The organism is Corynebacterium sp. Marseille-Q2823 (assembly GCF_903645345.1).
In the GTDB taxonomy this organism is placed as follows: domain Bacteria; phylum Actinomycetota; class Actinomycetes; order Mycobacteriales; family Mycobacteriaceae; genus Corynebacterium; species Corynebacterium hiratae.
In genome coordinates, this window is sequence record NZ_CAHJXS010000005.1 from 109,561 (window position 1) to 127,219 (window position 17,659).

Sequence of the window (17,659 nt, forward strand, 5' to 3'; positions counted from 1 at the left end):
ATAAACAAAAGAGAGAAAGCGCGAAAAAGGCCCCAGCTCATCCAAGAGCCGGGGCCTAAAATTCGTTTACACAGACAACACTAGTCGGTGTAGTTCTTCTCCACGGAAGCATCGACCGGGATGCCCGGGCCGGAGGTAGTGGAGATGGTGATCTTCTTGGCATAGATGCCCTTAGCGGAGGACGGCTTCAGGCGAATGATCTCGTCGTACAGCGCGCCGTAGTTCTCAGCCAGCTTCTCAGCGTCGAAGGAAGCCTTGCCGATGATGGCGTGCAGGTTGGAAGCCTTGTCCACGCGGAAGGAAATCTTGCCGCCCTTGACGTCAGCAACAGCCTTGGTCACATCGGCGGTCACGGTGCCGGTCTTCGGGTTCGGCATGAGACCACGCGGGCCCAGGACGCGGGCAACGCGGCCGACCTTGGCCATCTGGTCCGGGGTAGCGATAGCAACGTCGAAGTCGATGTTGCCGTCGTTGATGGCAGCGATCAGCTCTTCGGTGCCCACGATGTCGGCGCCAGCAGCCTTCGCAGCCTCAGCGTTGTCGCCCTCAGCGAAGACGGCCACGCGGACGTCCTTACCGGTGCCGTGCGGCAGGGAAACGGTACCGCGAACCAGCTGGTCAGCCTTACGCGGGTCAACGCCCAGACGGAAGACAACGTCAACGGTAGCGTCGAAGTTCTTGGAGGAGGTCTCCTTGGCCAGCTTGGCGGCCTCGATCGGACGGTACTGGCGGGAGCGGTCTACCAGCTCAGCGGCAGCCTTGAATGCCTTGGACTTGGTGCTCATAAGTGCAATTCCTTTTCTTGGATTGATGTGGTGATAGCGGGCCGAAGCTGGCCCTGCCACGCGCGACACAGAACGTATCGCGCATTAAATCGAATTTTTACTTAGCCGGGGCGCCGTCAACGGTGATGCCCATGGAGCGAGCGGTACCAGCGATGATGCGGGCGCCGTTCTCGATGTCACGAGCGTTGAGGTCCTCGAACTTGGTCTGTGCAATCTCCTTGCACTGATCCCAGGTCACGGAGCCAACCTTGTCGGTGTGCGGAACGCCGGAGCCCTTCTTGATGCCAGCGGCCTTGAGCAGAAGCTTCGCTGCCGGCGGGGTCTTCAGCTTGAAGTCGAAGGAGCGGTCCTCGTAGACGGTGATTTCCACCGGCACGACGTTGCCGCGCTGGGACTCGGTCGCAGCGTTGTAGGCCTTGCAGAACTCCATGATGTTGACGCCGTGGGCACCGAGTGCCGGGCCGACCGGCGGAGCCGGGTTAGCAGCGCCTGCCTCGATCTGGAGCTTGATCAGGCCAGTGACCTTCTTCTTGGGAGCCATCGAATTACCTCTTTCCTGTGGTACCGGGATGCCGCCACGATGAATAACAGCGCCCCGTCCGGATGCTCACGCATTGTGGGCCACCGGAGGATGAACGTTTCAAGATGCGCAAAAGCGCACGGCGTTCAAGTTTAGAACACCGTGCGCCCAGCTCAAAATCGCTTTTTAGGAGATGCGCTCGATTTCCGTCGGGGACAGCTCCACCGGGGTCTCGCGGCCAAAGATGGACACCAGGCCCTGCATCTTGCCGGTCTCCGGATCGATTTCGGAGATGGTGGCAGACACGGAGGCCAGCGGACCAGACAGGATGGTGACGGCCTCGCCCACCTCGAAGTCGTGCGCGTAGGCCTTGGCGGCCTCCTTCTCCGGCATAGCCACGACCTGCTCGCCTTCGGAATCTGCTGCGGAAGCTTCTGGAGAGACCGTCGGATCGTTCGGCATGAGGAACTTAGCCACGTCGCGGATCTTGACCGGGGTGGCGTTACCTTCGTTGCCCACGAAGGAGGTCACGCCCGGGGTATCGCGAACGACGGACCAGGCAGCGTCGTTAAGCTCCATGCGCACCAGCACGTAGCCCGGCAGCAGCTTGCGCTTAACTACCTTCTTCTTGCCGTCCTTCTTTTCAATGGCCTGTTCGACCGGGACGACAACCTCGAAGATGGAGTCCTCCACCTCAAGGGTCTGAGCACGCATATCGAGGTTGGTCTTTACCTTGTTCTCGTAGCCGGAGTAGCACTGGATGATGTACCACTGGCCAGGCTGCTTCTTCAGCTCGCGGGTAAAGGCGCGCAGGCGGGACTTGTACTCAGCGTCGGCTGCTGCGGCAGCGTCCGCGCCAGCGCTTGCCGACGCCTCCCCTGCACCCTCACCTTCAGCCTCAGCCTCGTCCGAGCCGCCACCGAGAGCGGCTTCGGCGGCCTTGGTGGCAGCTTCCTTCTCGGCGGCTTCCTTCTCCTCTGCGGAGAGTTCCTCCTGCGGCTGCTGGACCTCCTCGGTAGCCTCGACCGCTTCAGCGGCCTGTTCCTGGACGTTATCGATCATGGCCTGCTCAAGGGAAGTGCCAGTGTTTTCTTCGCTCATTGTCTGCTACTCCAAATTGGTATTTATTCTTCTAGTCCCCACCAGGGTACTCGGCCGGACTAGGGCAAAAAGTATCCCGCCGTTTCCCCTAGTCGAGCTAGCGGGAAGGCGGCGGGATGAAAGTATGTAATTAGTTTACTAAGGCGCGAGGATTGCTTCAACTCCGAGACCGGTCAGCGCGTCCACACCCCACACCAGAGCGGTGAGGACGATAAGGAAGGCGAAGGTCACCAGAACGTACTGAACCATTTCCTTGCCGGTCGGCCAGACAACCTTCTTGAGCTCGGAGGCAACCTCACCCGGGAAGGAGCCGACGGATCCGCCGAAGGAATCTTCCTTCTTGTCCTCGACGCGCACAACACGCTTGTCAGTGTAGGAGCCGGTAGAGGTGGTCGCTGCGCCAGAGAGCTGACGCTTGCCGGTTGGGCGCGGAGCCCCGGTGCTCGGCTGCTTTTCATCGCTCACGGCGATTCCCTCCTTGGAAGTGATGTGGCAGGGGCGACAGGACTCGAACCTGCAACCTACGGTTTTGGAGACCGTTGCGCTACCAATTGCGCCACGCCCCTCTGCGTGCCCTTTTGGGACAACGCACAACCCTACCAGAACGATGATTCCCCATGGAAACCACGTGCCGTATAAGGCTGGGAGTCGGTAGTGAAAAAGCGCCCGTATGCGGGCGCTTTTCTTTCCCGGTAGCGATGGCGAGAATTGAACTCGCGACACAGCGATTATGAGTCGCTTGCTCTACCACTGAGCTACACCGCCATATTCACCTTCTGAAAGCTTCCAGAAACATGAATGGAGCCCCCTGACAGAATCGAACTGTCGACCTTTTCCTTACCATGGAAACGCTCTGCCGACTGAGCTAAGGGGGCACAGCCTCTTTGAGTCACGGATTATCTCCGCTGTGCTCTCGTTGAAGCCTTGAAAAGATTAACCCGAAACGCTTAAACAACACAAATCGCCAGTACAGAACAGGTTTTTGAGGGTCTTTATACGCGCATAGATTCATCCACAGCGAGCTTTACTACGCCGCAGAATCTGCAGACCCCAGCGCTCATAGCTCAACCCTCGCTATTGTTGACGTATCAGGTATTTTTTAGCCGGTAGAGAGGACCGACATGGCTGACAGCGCTCAGAAGGATACGCACAAGGACTGGGCCGGCGATGCCCAGAACGCTTCGACGGACGGTGAATTCAAGCGGGATACGAACTACATCGGTGACCGCATCCTCGCCTCAGTCACCGGTGACAATCCACAGCCCTCCGCGAGTGGCAGTGGCGAGACTTTGGACTGGCCGGTGCAGCCCCACCGCTACCGCCTCATCGCAGCGCGCGCCTGCCCGTGGGCACACCGCGCGGTCATCGTCCGCCGCTTGATGGGGCTGGAGGATGCCATCTCCTTAGGCCTGGCGGGCCCAACCCACGATAAGCGCTCCTGGACATTCGATCTCGACCCGGGTGGGCTCGACCCCGTCCTTCAGATCCTCCGCCTGCAGGATGCGTATTTCGCACGCTTCCCGGACTATCCGCGGGGCATCACGGTGCCAGCCATCGTGGAAGAATCCAGCGGCAAGGTCGTGACCAACGATTTCAACTCCATGGTGCGGGACTTCCAGACCGAGTGGACCGAGTACCAGCGAGAAGGAGCGCCCAACCTGCTGCCGCCGGCCGAGCAGCAGGAGGAGATGGAAGAAATCAACGACTTCATCTTCAGGAAGTTCAATAACGGCGTGTACCGCGCAGGGTTCTCCGCATCCCAAGAGGCTTACGAAGAGGCCTATGCGGATGTCTTTGAGGTCCTCGATTGGTTGGAAGAGCGACTAGCCCACCGCCGGTTCATCATGGGTGAGCACATCACTGAGACCGATATCCGGGCATACACCACCCTGATCCGCTTTGATGCCGTCTACCACGGCCACTTCAAGACGAACCGGAACAAAATCAGCGAGATGCCGAATGTCTACGGCTACCTGCGCGAACTCTTCCAGACCCCGGGCTTCGGCGATACCACCGACTTCACGGAGATCAAGCAGCACTACTACATCGTCCACCGCGAAATTAATCCCACCCAAATCGTGCCGGCCGGTCCGGATCTGTCTGGGTTGGCCCAGCCTCACGGCCGCGATCATCTGCCGGGTGCACCATTCGCCGAAGGCACCACCCTGCCGGGGCCGTTGCCTGAGGCCGAGCGGCTGAAGAATCCCACGGATTTCCAGCGATAGCAATGAGAAAATCCCGCAGACGCATCTTTGCGTCTGCGGGATTCATTTTGTGCCAGGTAGAAGATTCGAACTTCTGAAGGCAATGCCGGCGGATTTACAGTCCGCTCCCTTTGGCCGCTCGGGCAACCTGGCATGCACTCTTGAGTGCGGTTATGTACTTTACTATGAACTCCCGCCTAACATGCAAATCGCCAGGCAGGAGGGGCTTTTAACCCACGCGCTGAACGGTATAGTCCGCCAGCTGGCGCAGGGCCTCACTAGCCGTACACTCCGGCAGCAGGGAGAGCTGGTCTTCCACCACACGGAGGTACGCGTTGACGTCGGCCAGCGCCTTATCGCGGCCACCCGACTGCCACAGCAGCTCGATGGCGCGCTGTACGGAGGCGTCGTCTTCAAGCGGGCCCGTCAGCAGCGCGCGCAGCTCATCGCCGACCTCGCCTTCCTCCTCCAAGGCATAGAGCACCGGCAGGGTGAACACACCCTCACGCAGGTCCGTGCCCGGGGTTTTCCCGGATTCTTCGGAGTCAGAGAAGATGTCGATGACATCGTCGACGATCTGGAAGATCATGCCCACGGCCGCGCCGATCTGGCGGAGAGCCTCACACTGCTCCGGGCCCGCACCCGCGTGGTAGGCACCCAGGTAGCCGGCGGAGGCAATGAGCACCGCGGTCTTTTCCCGGATCACCGCCGTGTAGTGCTCCACGGCATTGGCTTCGCCAGCACCAATGGTTTCCCGCATCTGCCCAGTGACGAGCTCCTCGAAGGTCTCCGCAAAATGCTCCACTGTGTGGGTGTCCAGCTGGCTCATCAGCCGCGAGGCGTGCGCGAGCAATGCATCGCCCGCCAGAATGGCCACCGAGTTGGTCCACCGGAAGTTCGCGGAATCCACGCCGCGGCGGCGGTCCGCCTCATCCATGACATCGTCGTGGTAGAGCGTGGCCACGTGGACCATTTCCACGACGGTTGCTGCCTTAACCACCTCAGGGGATTGCGAGCGTTCACCAAACTCGGAGGCCAGCAACGCCATCATCGGGCGGAAACGCTTGCCCCCGGCCAGGGAGAGGTGGCGCACCTTGTCTTTAATGAAGTCCTGCCCGCGGTCGAGCTCCGTATTCAGCAGGTCCTCTACAGCAGCCATCCCGGCGTTGATACGCTCGGTGAGCTGCGCATCCCCCAAGTCCACGTGCTTGGCGTGAGTTTGGCCGTGTGACATTAAACGTGTTCCTTTAAGCTCAAAAATCCTAGTGTTTACTTACCGTAGCCCATGGCACGGCCCTCAACACACTTGTGGCCACTATCCCGTGCAATGATAGTCCCCATGTCGGAGCAGATCGATTCCACCCTTGTTGACGTCGCCATCGTAGGTGCCGGGCCCGCCGGCGCTGCCGCCGCTATCCACGCCGCACGCGCCGGCCATGAGACGCTGCTTGTCGACGCCTCCCCCTTCCCCCGCGACAAGACCTGCGGCGATGGACTGACCCCGCGCGCCATGCACCAGTTGGAGCTCCTCGGCATCGAGGTCAACGCGTCCTACCGCAACCGCGGGCTCAAGCTACACGGCTTCGGCGGCACCGTGACCGCTCCGTGGCCTGAGGCCTACCCCTCGCACGAAGGCACGGCGCTGCCGCGCTATGAATTCGACGCGCTGCTGGTTGACGCCGCCCGAGACGTCGGCGCGCAGCTTATAACCGGCACGGCAACGCAGCCGGAGCTGGACGGCAACCGGCTGGTCGAGTTCTCCGTCGGCAAGCGCCGCGTGCGCGCCCGGTGGGTCATCGTGGCCGACGGCGTGCGCTCGACATTTGGCAAGCAGTTGGGCCGCACCTGGCACCGCGAGGAGGTCTATGGCATTGCTGCACGCGCTTATGCCGATTCACCGCAGGACGGCGAGGAATGGATGCACTCCCACGTTGAGCTCAAGGACCCCGAGGGCGTGGTGCAGCCGGGCTATGGCTGGATCTTTCCGCTGGGCCAGGGGGTCAATATCGGCTTGGGCGCGCTCTCTACGGCCGCCCGCCCGGCCCGCCTCAACACGAAGAAGGCGCTGGATTTCTACGCTGAGCAGCAGCGTTCGGAATGGGGTCTGGGCGAGCTGCGCAACGTCACCTCGGCGATGCTGCCCATGGGTGGTGCGGTGTCTGGAGTTGCCGGCGCGAACTGGATGCTCATCGGTGACGCTGCGGCCTGCGTTAATCCGCTCAACGGCGAGGGCATCGACTATGGCTTGGAAACGGCGGCGCTCGCCGTGGAGATGCTCGGCACCAAGGACCTCACCTTGGCGTGGCCAGACCGGCTACGCGCCGAGTATGGCGAGGCCTTCCTACTTGCCCGCACCGCCGCGCGCCTGCTGACCTACCCACAATTCCTGCCGCTGGCCGGACCTGTGGCCATGCGTGGGCCGGTGGGCCGCATGCTCATGCCGGCCGCAGCGCGCCTCATGGGCAACCTCATCACCGACGAGGACAAGGATCTGCTTGCCCGCGCCTGGCGGCTGGCCGGCGGGGCGGTCTCCGCGTTGCGCCGCGATACTCCCCTTTGGTCCTGAGCCCTTTGGCCTTAGGGCCCCTAGGCGGGCTTCACTGCGGAGTGCAGCGCCACGATGCCGAAGGTCAGGTTGCGCCAGCCTGCTTGTTCCCAGCCGTTGCGGTTAATGGCAGCGGCCAGTTCGTGCTGCTCCGGCCACGCACGGATGGACTCTGCGAGGTAGATATAGGCCTCCGGGTTGGAGGAGACCACCTTGGCAATCGGCGGCAGCAAGCGGGTCAGGTATTCCTTGTAGACGGTGCCGAAGACCGGGATGACCGGCTTGGAAAATTCCGCTACTGCCAGGCGCCCGCCGGGTTTGGTCACGCGCGCCATCTCCCGCAGGCCCAGCTCGAAGTCGTGGATATTGCGCAAGCCATAGGAAATGGTCACCGCGTCAAAAGTGTTATCCGCAAAGGGTAGGCGCATTCCATCGCCGGCCACCTTGGGTACATCGCGCTCCGCGCCAGCTGCAAGCATGCCGAGGGAAAAGTCACAGGCCACGCACCACGCGCCGGACTTGGACAGCTCTTCCGTCGAGACGGCCGTTCCGGCAGCCAAGTCGAGGACCTTCTCCCCCGGCTTCAGGTTGAGCCGCTCGCGGGTCAGCCGGCGCCAGCGTGCATCCTGACCAAAGGACAGCACCGTGTTGGTGATGTCGCATTTCTTGCCCACCGCGTCAAACATGCGCGCGACATCGAAGGGCTTCTTCTCCAGATCTGCCTTAGACACAAGCGCCTAGTTTAGGCGACGCGCGCTCCCAGAGCGCGGGCGGCCCAACGCGGCAGCTCCGGACGCTGGCCCAAAATGGTCAGCGGGACCTCACGGACATTCTCCAAAACCTCGTCGTAGTAGCCCAGCAGCTGCTCGCACAACGCCGGCCAGGTCTTGGAGGCAATCGACTTCCGGGCGTTCTCCCGCAACTCCTGGTGAATCTCCGGGTTGAGCAGCGCGTCCACCGCATTGGGGAGGTCCTCGACGAACGTTGAAACGTCGAGAAGCAGCCCGTTATAGCCCTCCTCGATGAGGTCCACCGGGCCGCCCGCGCGGGGGCCGATGGTGGGCACGCCCGAGGCCTGAGCCTCCTGGATAGCCTGGCAGAAGGTCTCGAACTCGCCGGCGTGCACGAAAATGTCGAGGCTTGCATATGCGGCTGCGAGCTCCTCGCCACCCAGCGCCCCGGTAAAGACCGCCTCCGGCAGCTGCGCCTCCAGCAGCGGGCGCTCTGGGCCATCACCCACAATCACGAGCTGGATATCCTCACGATCATTGAGCGCGGAAAGGCGGTGCACGCCTTTTTCCGCGGCCAACCGGCCCACGAAGCCGACGATCTTCTTGCTTCCTGTGGGATCCCACTCGCGGCGCAGCGCCTCCGAGCGCTTCGAGGGGTGGAAGCGCTCCGAATCCACGCCGCGGCCCCAGTGACGCACGTTCTTGATGTGGTGCTTCTCCAAGTCGGCGATGGTCAGTGAGGAGGGCGCGAGAGTCATTTGGCACGCATTGTGGATGGTGCGCAGCCACTCCCACACCCCATAGGCCAGCGCGGAGGCGTGGTACTTGGTGGCAAAGCCTGCCACATCAGTCTGGTACAACGCCACGGCCGGAATACGTTGTTGGCGGGCGGAAAAGGCCCCCGCAGCGCCCAGCACGAAGGGACTGGCCAGGTGGATGATGTCCGGCTTGAATTCTCGTAGCGCCTCATCCACAGCGGAGGTGGGAACGCCGACTGGGAGCGAATCCACTAACGGCACGCGCACGGTGGGCACGCGCACGATGGTGAACCCGAGGTAATCAGGGATCTCCTCCTGTCCATCCCGAGCGCCGGGGGCGATGACGATGGCCTCGTGGCCGTGCTCGTGGAGGTGCTCGAGGACACGCAGCACGGAGTTGGTCACTCCATTGACGTTAGGCAAGAAGGATTCCGCGACGATGGCAACACGCATGCGCCCCATCATTCCTTTCCTGAGTGCTCGGTTGGTAAAGCACGTGCTAAATTCCGGTTAATTTTCCCGCTTGCCCACCACAAGGCACCCGCTAACAGGGTAGCGACGGCTGCCGAAGACAGCGCCGGAATGATGGACAGGGTCCATTCGCGGCCTTCTACCTTGACCAAGTCCGGGTTGCTTTTGGCGTAGAGCACCCAGACCTGCTGGCCTTCCCCTAGCCCGGTGGGATAAAGCAGCCCGGTGGGTGGGGTGTGGTAGATACCTTCGGCATCCTGGAAATCCACGAAGGTGCGCAAGGTGCCGACATCCGTCACCGTGGCCAGGGCGCGCCCGGGGTTGGCGTTGATGGTGCGGTCGTTCAAGAAAGGGCCGATGACCATTCCCGCCATGCCCACTAATGCCGCGGCATACAGCACCAGGATCAGCTGGCGTACCCGGCGCCGCGGCATTTACTGGCCTACCTTGGCGTTCAGCGCCTCCTGCAGCGCGCGGCGCGAGGACCGGGTGGTATGCGCCTCCACGACGGTGACGCCGGTGGAGTATTCCTTGAGCTCTGCGAGAACATCGAGAAGCTCCTGCGCCGAGCTCACCTCTCGGTGCTCAGCGCCGCAAGCCTCCGCCAGCTTGGCGACGCCCACCCCATGCGGCGTTCCAAACGCCTTCTCGAAGGAGGGGCGCAGGGGCTCGCGGCCTTGCTCGAGCACCTCGAAGATGCCGCCGCCGTCGTCGTTTGAAACGACGACGGTGAGGTTCTCCGGGCGCGGATTGTCCTCGGGGAGGATGAGGGAGGTGGCGTCGTGCAGGAAGGTGACATCCCCCATGAGCGCCACGGTGCGCGGGGCGCGGGGTGCGTCGGCCTCGCGGGACTGAGCGGCCAGCGCAATACCGATGGCCTGCGCGACGGTGCCGTCGATGCCGGCAGCCCCGCGCGGCGAGTAGGTCTCGACCCCGTCGAAGGGCAGGCCGATAAAGGAAGCATCCCGCACCGCATTGGAGGCGCCCAGGACGAGGGTGTCGCCGACGGCGAGGGTGTCCCCCACCGCGGCGGCGACGTGGAGGCCGGTAAAGCCGATCTCGGGCTTGGTGGCGTCCTCACCGGTGGTCTCCGCCAAGACCTCACGAACACCGTCGGCCGCCATCTGGGCCGCGCCTTCGCAGATTTTCATCCACTCGCGGGTGGGCGCGCCGCTGATTTTGACGGTGGTTCCCAACTGCGCGGACTCACCGCGCGGGTTGGTGAAGTCCTCCGTGCGGGACAGGCAGATGAGGTCGATATCGGGATCACTGAGCAGTGCCAGAACTCCGCGGTGCAGGGTGGGGTGGCCCACGACGATGACCTGGTCCACCTTGGTGTTGACCACGTAGTCATTGGCGGACACCTGAGCGCGGCGGAAGAGGTGGGCCGCAGCCGGGTGCACCGGGTGATAGGGCGCGGGTGCCGTGGGCTCGGCGATGGTGGGGACGTCCTCCAGCCCATCTACTTCCCAGGCTTCGTCGCCCGCGATGACAAGGGTGTTGCGGCTGAGATCGACGGCCACCTCGCCGTGGTTGGACCAGCGCGGGGTACGAGCGCGGTGCTGCGTACGATCCGTCGGGGTACCGGGCAGCTCCTCCCCTACCAGCGGGGCATCGAGGGCCACGTTGATGTGCACCTGGCGATCATTCAGGAAGCGCTCGGCGACGCGCGGGATATCACCCGTGGTCTCCACCTGGGTAGTCTCCGCATACACACCGAAGATGCCGGGCTGCTCAATAGTCTGGGAGGCCCCCGTGCCCACCAAGCGGGCGGGGCGGTCCGCGCTGATGACGGCCAGCGGGGTATGCGAGTAATGCGCCTCCACCATCGCGGGCAAAGCGTTGGCCACCGCGGTACCGGAGGTCATGACGATGCCTACGTGCCGGCGCTGGACGCGGGCGAGGCCGAGGGCAGCGAAGGCAGCGGAGCGCTCATCGAGGCGGGGATGCACGCGAATATCGCTGCGCGCGAGCAGCGCCAGAGACAGCGGCGCGTTGCGTGAGCCGGGGCAGAGGACGACGTCGGTGAGGTGCCGCGAGAGCTGAGCTGCTAGTGCTTCAGCCAGCTGCATCGACTCCGGCTGCGAAGACTCCGCGGGCTGTGTTTTAGGCGTATTAGGCATTCTCTGCACCGCCCGCACCGGGCTCACCGTTGCCCGACTCTAATTCACCGAAGAGATCGTTGAGCAAGCTCTCTAGGTCAGATCCGCCTTGATCCAGCTGATCTTGGATGCTCGGGGGCAGCTCCGTCGGGACCTCCGGCGGCAGCTCAGTAGGAATCTCAGTGGGGAGGCGATCCCACGGAGATTCCTTCGTGGTGGTCACCGTAGTGGGGACTTCGGTGGTCACGGTCTCGGTGACCGGTTCCGGGGCGGGTTTGTTGGCATCTGCGGCCGCACCGCGCCAGAGGAAGAACAGCACGCCGGCGAAAACGACGGCGATAGCGGCGATGGCCGCGAAGACATAGGACAGGGCTCCCCCGCCCTTCTTCGGCTCCTCCACCTGGTAGCTCGACGGAACCGGGTCATACTGCGGCTGCTGATAGTTCTGGTCATAGCCCTGCTGATAGGACTGGCCGAAAGCCTGCGTGTTCTGGGAACCGGGCTCCGGGAAGTGCTGTTGGGGACGCTGTGGCGGCTGCTGCTGGGGCGCGCCGAACTGGCGGGTTTCGTTCTCACCGTTGACGCGGCCGAACTGCCGCGTCTCGTTGTCGCCGTTGTTGTTGGTCATGGGATTTACCTTATCGTGCACCCGCGCCACTTAGCCCCCGGCCGGGGGGCGTCTCCCCCGCCGCGACCTGAGCCGGTGTGCCATCCGCCACGACCTGTCCGCCCTCCGCGCCTGAGCCCGGGCCCATCTCGATGACGCGGTCAGCGCCAGCGATGAGGTGGCGGTCGTGGTCTGCCACCACGACGCTATGCGAGGCATCCACCAGCGAGTGCAGCTCAGTAATGAGCAGGTCAATATCGGCCGGGTGCAGGCCCACAGTGGGCTCATCCAGCAGGTAGACGGTATGGCCCCGGTGCGAATTGCGGGAGCGCTGAAGCTCCGTGGCGAGCTTGATGCGCTGTGCCTCACCGCCGGAGAGCTCCGGTGCACCCTGGCCTAGGCGCAGGTAACCCAGACCTACCGCTTCCAGGGTTTGCAGCGCGTGGAGGATCGGCGCTTCATCTGCAAAGACCTCTAGGGCTTCTTCCACCGTGAGGTCCAGGATGTCCGCGATGGTCCGGCCCTGCCAGCGGATGGACAAGGTGTCATCGTTATAACGCTGTCCCTGGCAGTCTGGGCACTGGGTATAGGAGCCGGGCAGGAAGACCAGTTCGACCTCGATCTGGCCGGCGCCGCCGCAGGTATGGCACTGGCCTTGCTTGACGTTGTAAGAAAAGCGCGAGACCGTCCATTTCTTCTTCTTGGCCTCCGGCGTGGCGGCGAAGAGCTTGCGGACATTGTCGAAGAGGTTGGTGTACGTCGCCACCGTGGAGCGCGGGGTTCGGCCGATCGGCTTTTGGGTAATGGAGACCACGCGCTTGACCTGCTCCGGGCACTCCGGCCCCGTGAGCGTGTCATGGAGTGCGGCCAACAGTGTGGATTTACCGGAACCCGAGAGCCCAGTAATAGCCGTGAACTGGCCAAGCCCAAAGTCCACGTCGAGGCCGTCGATGGTGTGCGAGTGCACCTGGCGCAGCGCGATATCCCCGTGAGCCGAGCGCGCTTCGGCCTTGGGCGTGGGGCGCGGGCGGGCCAAGGCACGCGCAGTCGGGGTATCGGCGGAGTCCGCGGCCGCAATGTAGTCAGCAACAGGACCCGAGTACACCACCTGGCCGCCGCGCTCACCGGCGAGCGGGCCGACGTCCACGATCCAATCGGCGTGCTTGACCAGCTCCATATCGTGCTCCACCAGCAGCACCGAATTGCCCTCCGCGATGAAGCGACGGCACATGTCGAGCACCGCGCCCCGCTCCACCGGATGCAAGCCCGCAGAGGGCTCATCCAGGACATAGGTCACGCCATAGAGCCCGGAGCGCAGCTGCGCTGCCAGGCGCAGGCGCTGCACCTCACCGCCCGAGAGCGTGTCCGTCGGCCTATCCAGGCTGAGGTGCCCAAGTCCGAGTTCCAAGGCCGATTCGAAAGCCGGCAGGAGGGCCTTGAGGAGCAGGTCCTCAGCGTCATTCGGTTGCGGTTTCTGGGCTTTGAGGAGCTCGAAGGTTTCGCTGAGCGGGAGGGCATTGAAACGGTCGATAGGCAGCCCGGCATAGGTCACCTTGAGCGCCTTCGCCGTCAGCCGCCGCCCATCGCAAACATCGCAGCGGCGGGTTTCCATGAAACTCAAGACGCGGGCGCGAAGCGTATCCGACTTCGTCTCCGCATAAGTCTTGGTCAGGTAGCTAGCCACGGAGCGCCACGTGCCCTCGTAGTTGCGCTGGATCTGATCCGCCCCGCGGTGCGGCTTGACGGTTACTACCGGGCGTTCCTCAGTGAAGAGGATCCACTCGCGGTCCTTCTTCGGCAGCTGCTCCCACGGCGAGTCCAGGTCATAGCCCAGCTCCTGGAGGATGTCGTGGAAATTCTTGCCCGCCCAGGCCCCGGGCCAGGCGGCAATCGCCCCATCCTCGATGCTCAAGCTGGGGTCCGGCACCATGGAGGCCTCCGTGGGCTCATGCACCACGCCGGTGCCCTGGCACTCCGGGCACATGCCCTCCGGGGTATTGGGTGAAAAGGAATCGGAGTACAGGCCCTCCGGGTTGTCACCGCAGCGCGAGTAGAGCAGACGCACGGAATTGGACATGGCGGAGATCGTGCCCACCGTGGAGCGCGCGCTGCTTGCCGACGCCGACTGCTGCAACGCCACCGTCGGCGGCAGCCCCTCGATGCGGCCGACCTGCGGGTCCACCGCTGAGGCGATGAGGCGGCGGGCGAAAGGCGCGACGGACTCCAGATAGCGGCGCTGCCCTTCGCCATGAATGGTGCCGAAGGCAAGAGAGGACTTGCCGGAGCCGGACACCCCGGTCACGGCCACGAGCTGGCCGCGCGGGAGGTCCACGTCGACGTTGCGAAGGTTGTGCAGGTGCGCGTCTCTCACGGAAATGGTCATGCCCGCCAGCCTACGCTGCACCCCGGACATGGACCGTGAGCTGTATTTTTAAAGGTGCGGCCAGCACTGGCGCACACGCTCGAACCACCAGTCGCGCCGCGCCGCCGGTGCCGCCAGTGCGCTGAGGCGATCCGGGGCGGGGGCGAGGGCTTCGGCGCGCAAGAAACCGTCGACAAGCTCGCGTGGCTCCGTCACGTCCTCCAGGAACAGCGACCCCGTGGCCAGCCCCGCGGCGGCCGGGGTGACGTCGATGTCCTCGTCGTCATAGATCTGCGGCAGTGCCGCCACCGCGGCCAAGCCCATCGAGATGCCCACCGAGGTGTCCAGGGCGGAGGCCACCGTGATGTCCATGTGGCGCTCGCGCAGGTGGGAGGCCACCTCGAGCACCTTACGCACACCACCCAGCGGCGCGGGCTTGACCACGGCGACGTCCGCCGCCTGCAATTCCGCCACACGGTAGGGGTCGCTGACCTTGCGGATGGACTCATCTGCCGCCACACGCACGAAAATCCCGGCGCGCATGAGCTGGGTGCGCACCTCCTTGAGCTCCTCCACGGTCTGGCACGGCTGCTCCATGTAATCCAGCGGCATCATTTCCTTTGCCGCTGTAACAGCTTCTTCGACGCTCCATCCACAGTTGGCGTCGACACGCAGAACCGGCACGCGGCCCTGAGCTTCGATATGGGCGCGGACGGCAGCCACGCGGGTGATGTCATCCTCCAAGCTCTGCCCTTTCTCCGCCACCTTGATCTTGAAGGTGCGGCAACCGGGGTAGCGCGCCATGACCTCGGGCACCTGCTCGGCGGGGACCGCGGGGATAGTGCCGTTGACTTCTACCCACTCGCGCACGGGTGTCGGAAAGCCCTCGTAAGCCGCCTCCAGTCCGGCGGCGAGCCAGCGGGCGGATTCCTCCGCCCCGTACTCCAGGAAGGGGGCGAACTCGCCCCAACCCGCGGGGCCGTCGATAAGCAGCGCCTCCCGGGTAGTAATGCCGCGGAATTTCACGGCGAGTGGAAGGGATACCACGTGGGCGCGGTCGAGGACGTCATCAATATGCATGAGGTTCATCGTACGTGTGGGGGGCTCAGCGCGACACCTGTCATAGCCGGTGTTAGGTTATAACGGTAAGTGGATATAACCAGAAGAAGGATCCTCAGATGCTTTACCTTCTCATCGCACTGCTGGCCATCGCCGCAGTTGTCTATCTCATCTATAAGAAAGTCCACGCCGCGGCCTCCATCTTCGCCGTTGGCGTAATCCTGCTCATGCTCGCCGCTCTCACCGGGCGCGCGAACTTCCGCACCACCGAAATCGAAGCCACGGGCAATGCCTTCTATGACCAGCTGCTCGTCGTGGATGCGCTATTCAAAGCACGCTTCTCCGGCATCGGCATGGCGATTATGGTGCTCTTCGGCTTCGTGTCCTATATGCGGCACATTGGTGCTGATGCCAAGACGGTCGTGGTGCTCTCCTCACCGCTCAAGCGCTTCAAAGGCTCCTACTGGCTGGTTCCAGTGGGCTTCATCTTGGGCACGCTGCTCTCGCTGGTGATCCCCTCGGCTGCAGCGCTATCCCTATTGCTCGTGGCCACGCTCCTGCCGGCACTCATCGCCGCGGGCCTGACACCCCTGACCGTGGGCGCCATCGTGGTGACCTCCTCCACCATCGTGCCCACGCCGCTTGAGGCCGGCCTCATTCAGGGCGCCGATCTCACCAACATGACGCCAACCGAGTTCGTCTACGGCGCCGTCGCCTACGCCACGGTGCCCACGCTCCTCATCACGGCCTTCGTACACATGTGGTGGCAACGCCACTGCGACAAGGTGGATGCCCGCAAGGCCGAAAGCTCCGGTGAGGTCAGCGCCGATTCGATGCACGATGACGCTACCGAGGAAGCCATCGCCCGCGCAGCCTCCCTGCCGGGTTACTACGCCGTGCTCCCGCTCATGCCGTTGCTGCTCATCATTATCTCCGCCATTCTTAACCGTTTGGGTGTCATCCCCTTTGAGGGCGGCATCCTCCCGGTGACCGTGGTCTCCCTGTTCATCGCGATGATCATCGAGTCCATCCGCAAGCGCACCGTCACCGGTGCTGTGGATTCCATCTCCAGCTTCTTCAAGGGCATGGGCGAAGGTGCTGCGGGCGTCGTGGCCCTGCTGGTGGCTGCTGCTGTCCTGGTGGAGGGTATTACGCAGATGGGTGTCATCGACATGCTCATCGACGCCGCCGAGGGCTCCTCCGGCGCCGCCGTCCTCATCGTCCTCGTCTTCGTCGCTGCCACCGCCGCGATGGCCGCACTCACCGGTTCCGGTACCGCGCCCTACTTCGCCTTCTCTGAGGTGGTGCCCAACCTGGCTTCGCAGACCTCCATCCACGCCCCGCAGATGCTCACCGCCATCTGGGGTACCTCCAACCTGATGCGCCAGGTCTCCCCGGTCAACGCCGCGGTGCTCATTGTCTCCGGCGCTATCAAGGTCAACCCCATCCAACTGGTCAAGCGCACCTCCGTGCCCATGATCGTGGCGACGGTGCTCAACACGCTGTTTGCGTTCATGTTTATTGGGTAGCGGTTTCCGCCCGGGCTCACCGGTGCTCGCTGAGCCCGCGGTACGTTTTGGTAAATAAGGTCCCCCAAATCCGAAAAACTGCGGGCATATTTACGAAAACGTACCAACCAACCGTGCACGACGTACACAACGATCAAATAAGGCCCCAGATCATCGAAGTTTTGGGGCCCTATTTGTTAGAACCGTCACGGCTCTAAGGCGGAGCCTACTGACTGCCGTACAATTGCCCAGACAATGAATCCCATTAAGGGCAAAAGGAGGAACCATGCTACTGGCTGAAGCCTTGGCCGAGCGTGCCCAGGCGCAGGAGCGCCTCAACTCGCTGAGTGACCGCCTCGCGGCGACGGTCCGCATTCAGGAAGGCGATGAACCGGATGAGAACCCCACGGATCTCCTCCGCGAACTCGAGGGCGTGACCAAGCGCATCGACGAGCTCGTCATCGCCATCAACGCTACGAACACGGCTACCGCTTTCGACGATGAGATCACGCTCATGGAAGCGCTGGCGCTGCGTGATGGTCTGCTGCGCAAGCGACGCATCTACCAGGGATTGGCAGAGCGTGCGGGTGCGCGCCACGACCGTTACTCCCGCTCAGAGATCAAGTTCGTGGCCACGGTGCCCGTGCCGAAGCTGCGCGAGCGCGCCGACGATCTGGCCCGCCAGTACCGCGAGCTAGATACCCGTATCCAGCAGCTAAACTGGAATACGGAACTGATAACTAAATAAGGTCTGCCGCTAGTTGTGCCGCATTCTTGCGGCGCTTTCGCTTTGTGTCGCATTTTTGCGGCACGTCATGTCGCGCGCCACGCGCGCGACGGTAGCCCACACTTTTCGCAGCGAGCGCACCCCTTCTGGGCAGGGAAAAGTCCAGTGCTTCTCAGGCG

The 17,659-nt window shown here is 63.3% G+C and carries 16 protein-coding genes and 4 tRNA genes; 4 read left to right on the forward strand and 16 right to left on the reverse strand.

The annotated features are described in order from the left end of the window. Window positions 1-80: 80 nt before the first annotated feature. The 7 genes from rplA to HWX44_RS07570 form a co-directional block, all read right to left on the reverse strand. On the reverse strand, window positions 81-785 hold the full coding sequence (gene rplA / locus HWX44_RS07540) for a 50S ribosomal protein L1 (RefSeq protein WP_175974012.1): 705 nt from the start codon (window positions 783-785) through the stop codon (window positions 81-83). Window positions 786-882: 97 nt separating this feature from the next. Further along, window positions 883-1,326 (reverse strand): 50S ribosomal protein L11, encoded by a 444-nt coding sequence (gene rplK / locus HWX44_RS07545; protein ID WP_175974013.1) that lies wholly within the window; start codon window positions 1,324-1,326, stop codon window positions 883-885. A 165-nt stretch (window positions 1,327-1,491) separates the two neighbouring features. After that, the gene (nusG, locus tag HWX44_RS07550) at window positions 1,492-2,406 is read right to left on the reverse strand and encodes a transcription termination/antitermination protein NusG (RefSeq protein ID WP_175974015.1); all 915 of its coding nucleotides are present in this window, start codon (window positions 2,404-2,406) and stop codon (window positions 1,492-1,494) included. Window positions 2,407-2,544: 138 nt separating this feature from the next. After that, complete coding sequence (secE, locus tag HWX44_RS07555) at window positions 2,545-2,871, reverse strand: preprotein translocase subunit SecE (protein ID WP_046647902.1); 327 nt, start codon at window positions 2,869-2,871, stop codon at window positions 2,545-2,547. A 25-nt stretch (window positions 2,872-2,896) separates the two neighbouring features. Next, window positions 2,897-2,972 (reverse strand) — tRNA-Trp (locus HWX44_RS07560). 127 nt (window positions 2,973-3,099) lie between these two features. Then, window positions 3,100-3,171, reverse strand: a tRNA-Met gene (locus HWX44_RS07565). Window positions 3,172-3,205: 34 nt separating this feature from the next. Then, window positions 3,206-3,281, reverse strand: a tRNA-Thr gene (locus tag HWX44_RS07570). 246 nt (window positions 3,282-3,527) lie between these two features. Here HWX44_RS07570 and HWX44_RS07575 point away from each other — a divergent pair. Next, complete coding sequence (locus HWX44_RS07575; protein ID WP_175974017.1) at window positions 3,528-4,631, forward strand: glutathione S-transferase C-terminal domain-containing protein; 1,104 nt, start codon at window positions 3,528-3,530, stop codon at window positions 4,629-4,631. Window positions 4,632-4,681: 50 nt separating this feature from the next. Here the strand turns inward: HWX44_RS07575 and HWX44_RS07580 are convergent. Beyond that, window positions 4,682-4,763 (reverse strand) — tRNA-Tyr (locus HWX44_RS07580). A gap of 76 nt (window positions 4,764-4,839) precedes the next feature. Further along, complete coding sequence (locus tag HWX44_RS07585) at window positions 4,840-5,844, reverse strand: polyprenyl synthetase family protein (RefSeq protein ID WP_070744480.1); 1,005 nt, start codon at window positions 5,842-5,844, stop codon at window positions 4,840-4,842. A gap of 93 nt (window positions 5,845-5,937) precedes the next feature. Between HWX44_RS07585 and HWX44_RS07590 the strand changes: the two genes are divergently transcribed. Next, window positions 5,938-7,176: a geranylgeranyl reductase family protein gene (locus HWX44_RS07590; RefSeq protein WP_049154837.1), complete on the forward strand. Its 1,239-nt coding sequence runs from the start codon at window positions 5,938-5,940 to the stop codon at window positions 7,174-7,176. Between the two features lie 20 nt (window positions 7,177-7,196). On the opposite strand, the gene HWX44_RS07595 is transcribed toward HWX44_RS07590, so the two are convergent. The 7 genes from HWX44_RS07595 to HWX44_RS07625 are packed head-to-tail and all read right to left on the reverse strand — an operon-like array spanning window position 7,197 to window position 15,275. Next, window positions 7,197-7,886, reverse strand: coding sequence for a demethylmenaquinone methyltransferase (locus HWX44_RS07595; RefSeq protein ID WP_175974019.1), 690 nt, complete (start codon window positions 7,884-7,886; stop codon window positions 7,197-7,199). A gap of 11 nt (window positions 7,887-7,897) precedes the next feature. Continuing rightward, entirely contained in the window at window positions 7,898-9,097 is a 1,200-nt protein-coding gene (locus HWX44_RS07600) for a glycosyltransferase family 4 protein (RefSeq protein ID WP_046647903.1), read from the reverse strand. 8 nt (window positions 9,098-9,105) lie between these two features. Further along, entirely contained in the window at window positions 9,106-9,549 is a 444-nt protein-coding gene (locus tag HWX44_RS07605; protein ID WP_049154838.1) for a DUF3592 domain-containing protein, read from the reverse strand. After that, on the reverse strand, window positions 9,550-11,238 hold the full coding sequence (menD, locus tag HWX44_RS07610; RefSeq protein ID WP_175974023.1) for a 2-succinyl-5-enolpyruvyl-6-hydroxy-3-cyclohexene-1-carboxylic-acid synthase: 1,689 nt from the start codon (window positions 11,236-11,238) through the stop codon (window positions 9,550-9,552). Further along, a complete protein-coding gene (locus HWX44_RS07615; RefSeq protein ID WP_046647774.1) occupies window positions 11,231-11,845 on the reverse strand; it encodes a hypothetical protein in 615 nt (204 codons plus the stop codon). Before HWX44_RS07615 ends, menD begins: the two co-directional genes overlap by 8 nt. Before the next feature lie 10 nt (window positions 11,846-11,855). Next, a complete protein-coding gene (locus HWX44_RS07620; RefSeq protein ID WP_175974025.1) occupies window positions 11,856-14,207 on the reverse strand; it encodes an ATP-binding cassette domain-containing protein in 2,352 nt (783 codons plus the stop codon). A 48-nt stretch (window positions 14,208-14,255) separates the two neighbouring features. Beyond that, on the reverse strand, window positions 14,256-15,275 hold the full coding sequence (locus tag HWX44_RS07625) for an o-succinylbenzoate synthase (RefSeq protein WP_175974027.1): 1,020 nt from the start codon (window positions 15,273-15,275) through the stop codon (window positions 14,256-14,258). Between the two features lie 89 nt (window positions 15,276-15,364). Here HWX44_RS07625 and dcuC point away from each other — a divergent pair, with 89 nt between their 5' ends. Further along, complete coding sequence (gene dcuC, locus HWX44_RS07630; protein ID WP_175974029.1) at window positions 15,365-16,774, forward strand: C4-dicarboxylate transporter DcuC; 1,410 nt, start codon at window positions 15,365-15,367, stop codon at window positions 16,772-16,774. 265 nt (window positions 16,775-17,039) lie between these two features. Continuing rightward, a complete protein-coding gene (locus HWX44_RS07635) occupies window positions 17,040-17,501 on the forward strand; it encodes a DIP1984 family protein (protein WP_010189741.1) in 462 nt (153 codons plus the stop codon). Window positions 17,502-17,659 lie beyond the last annotated feature (158 nt).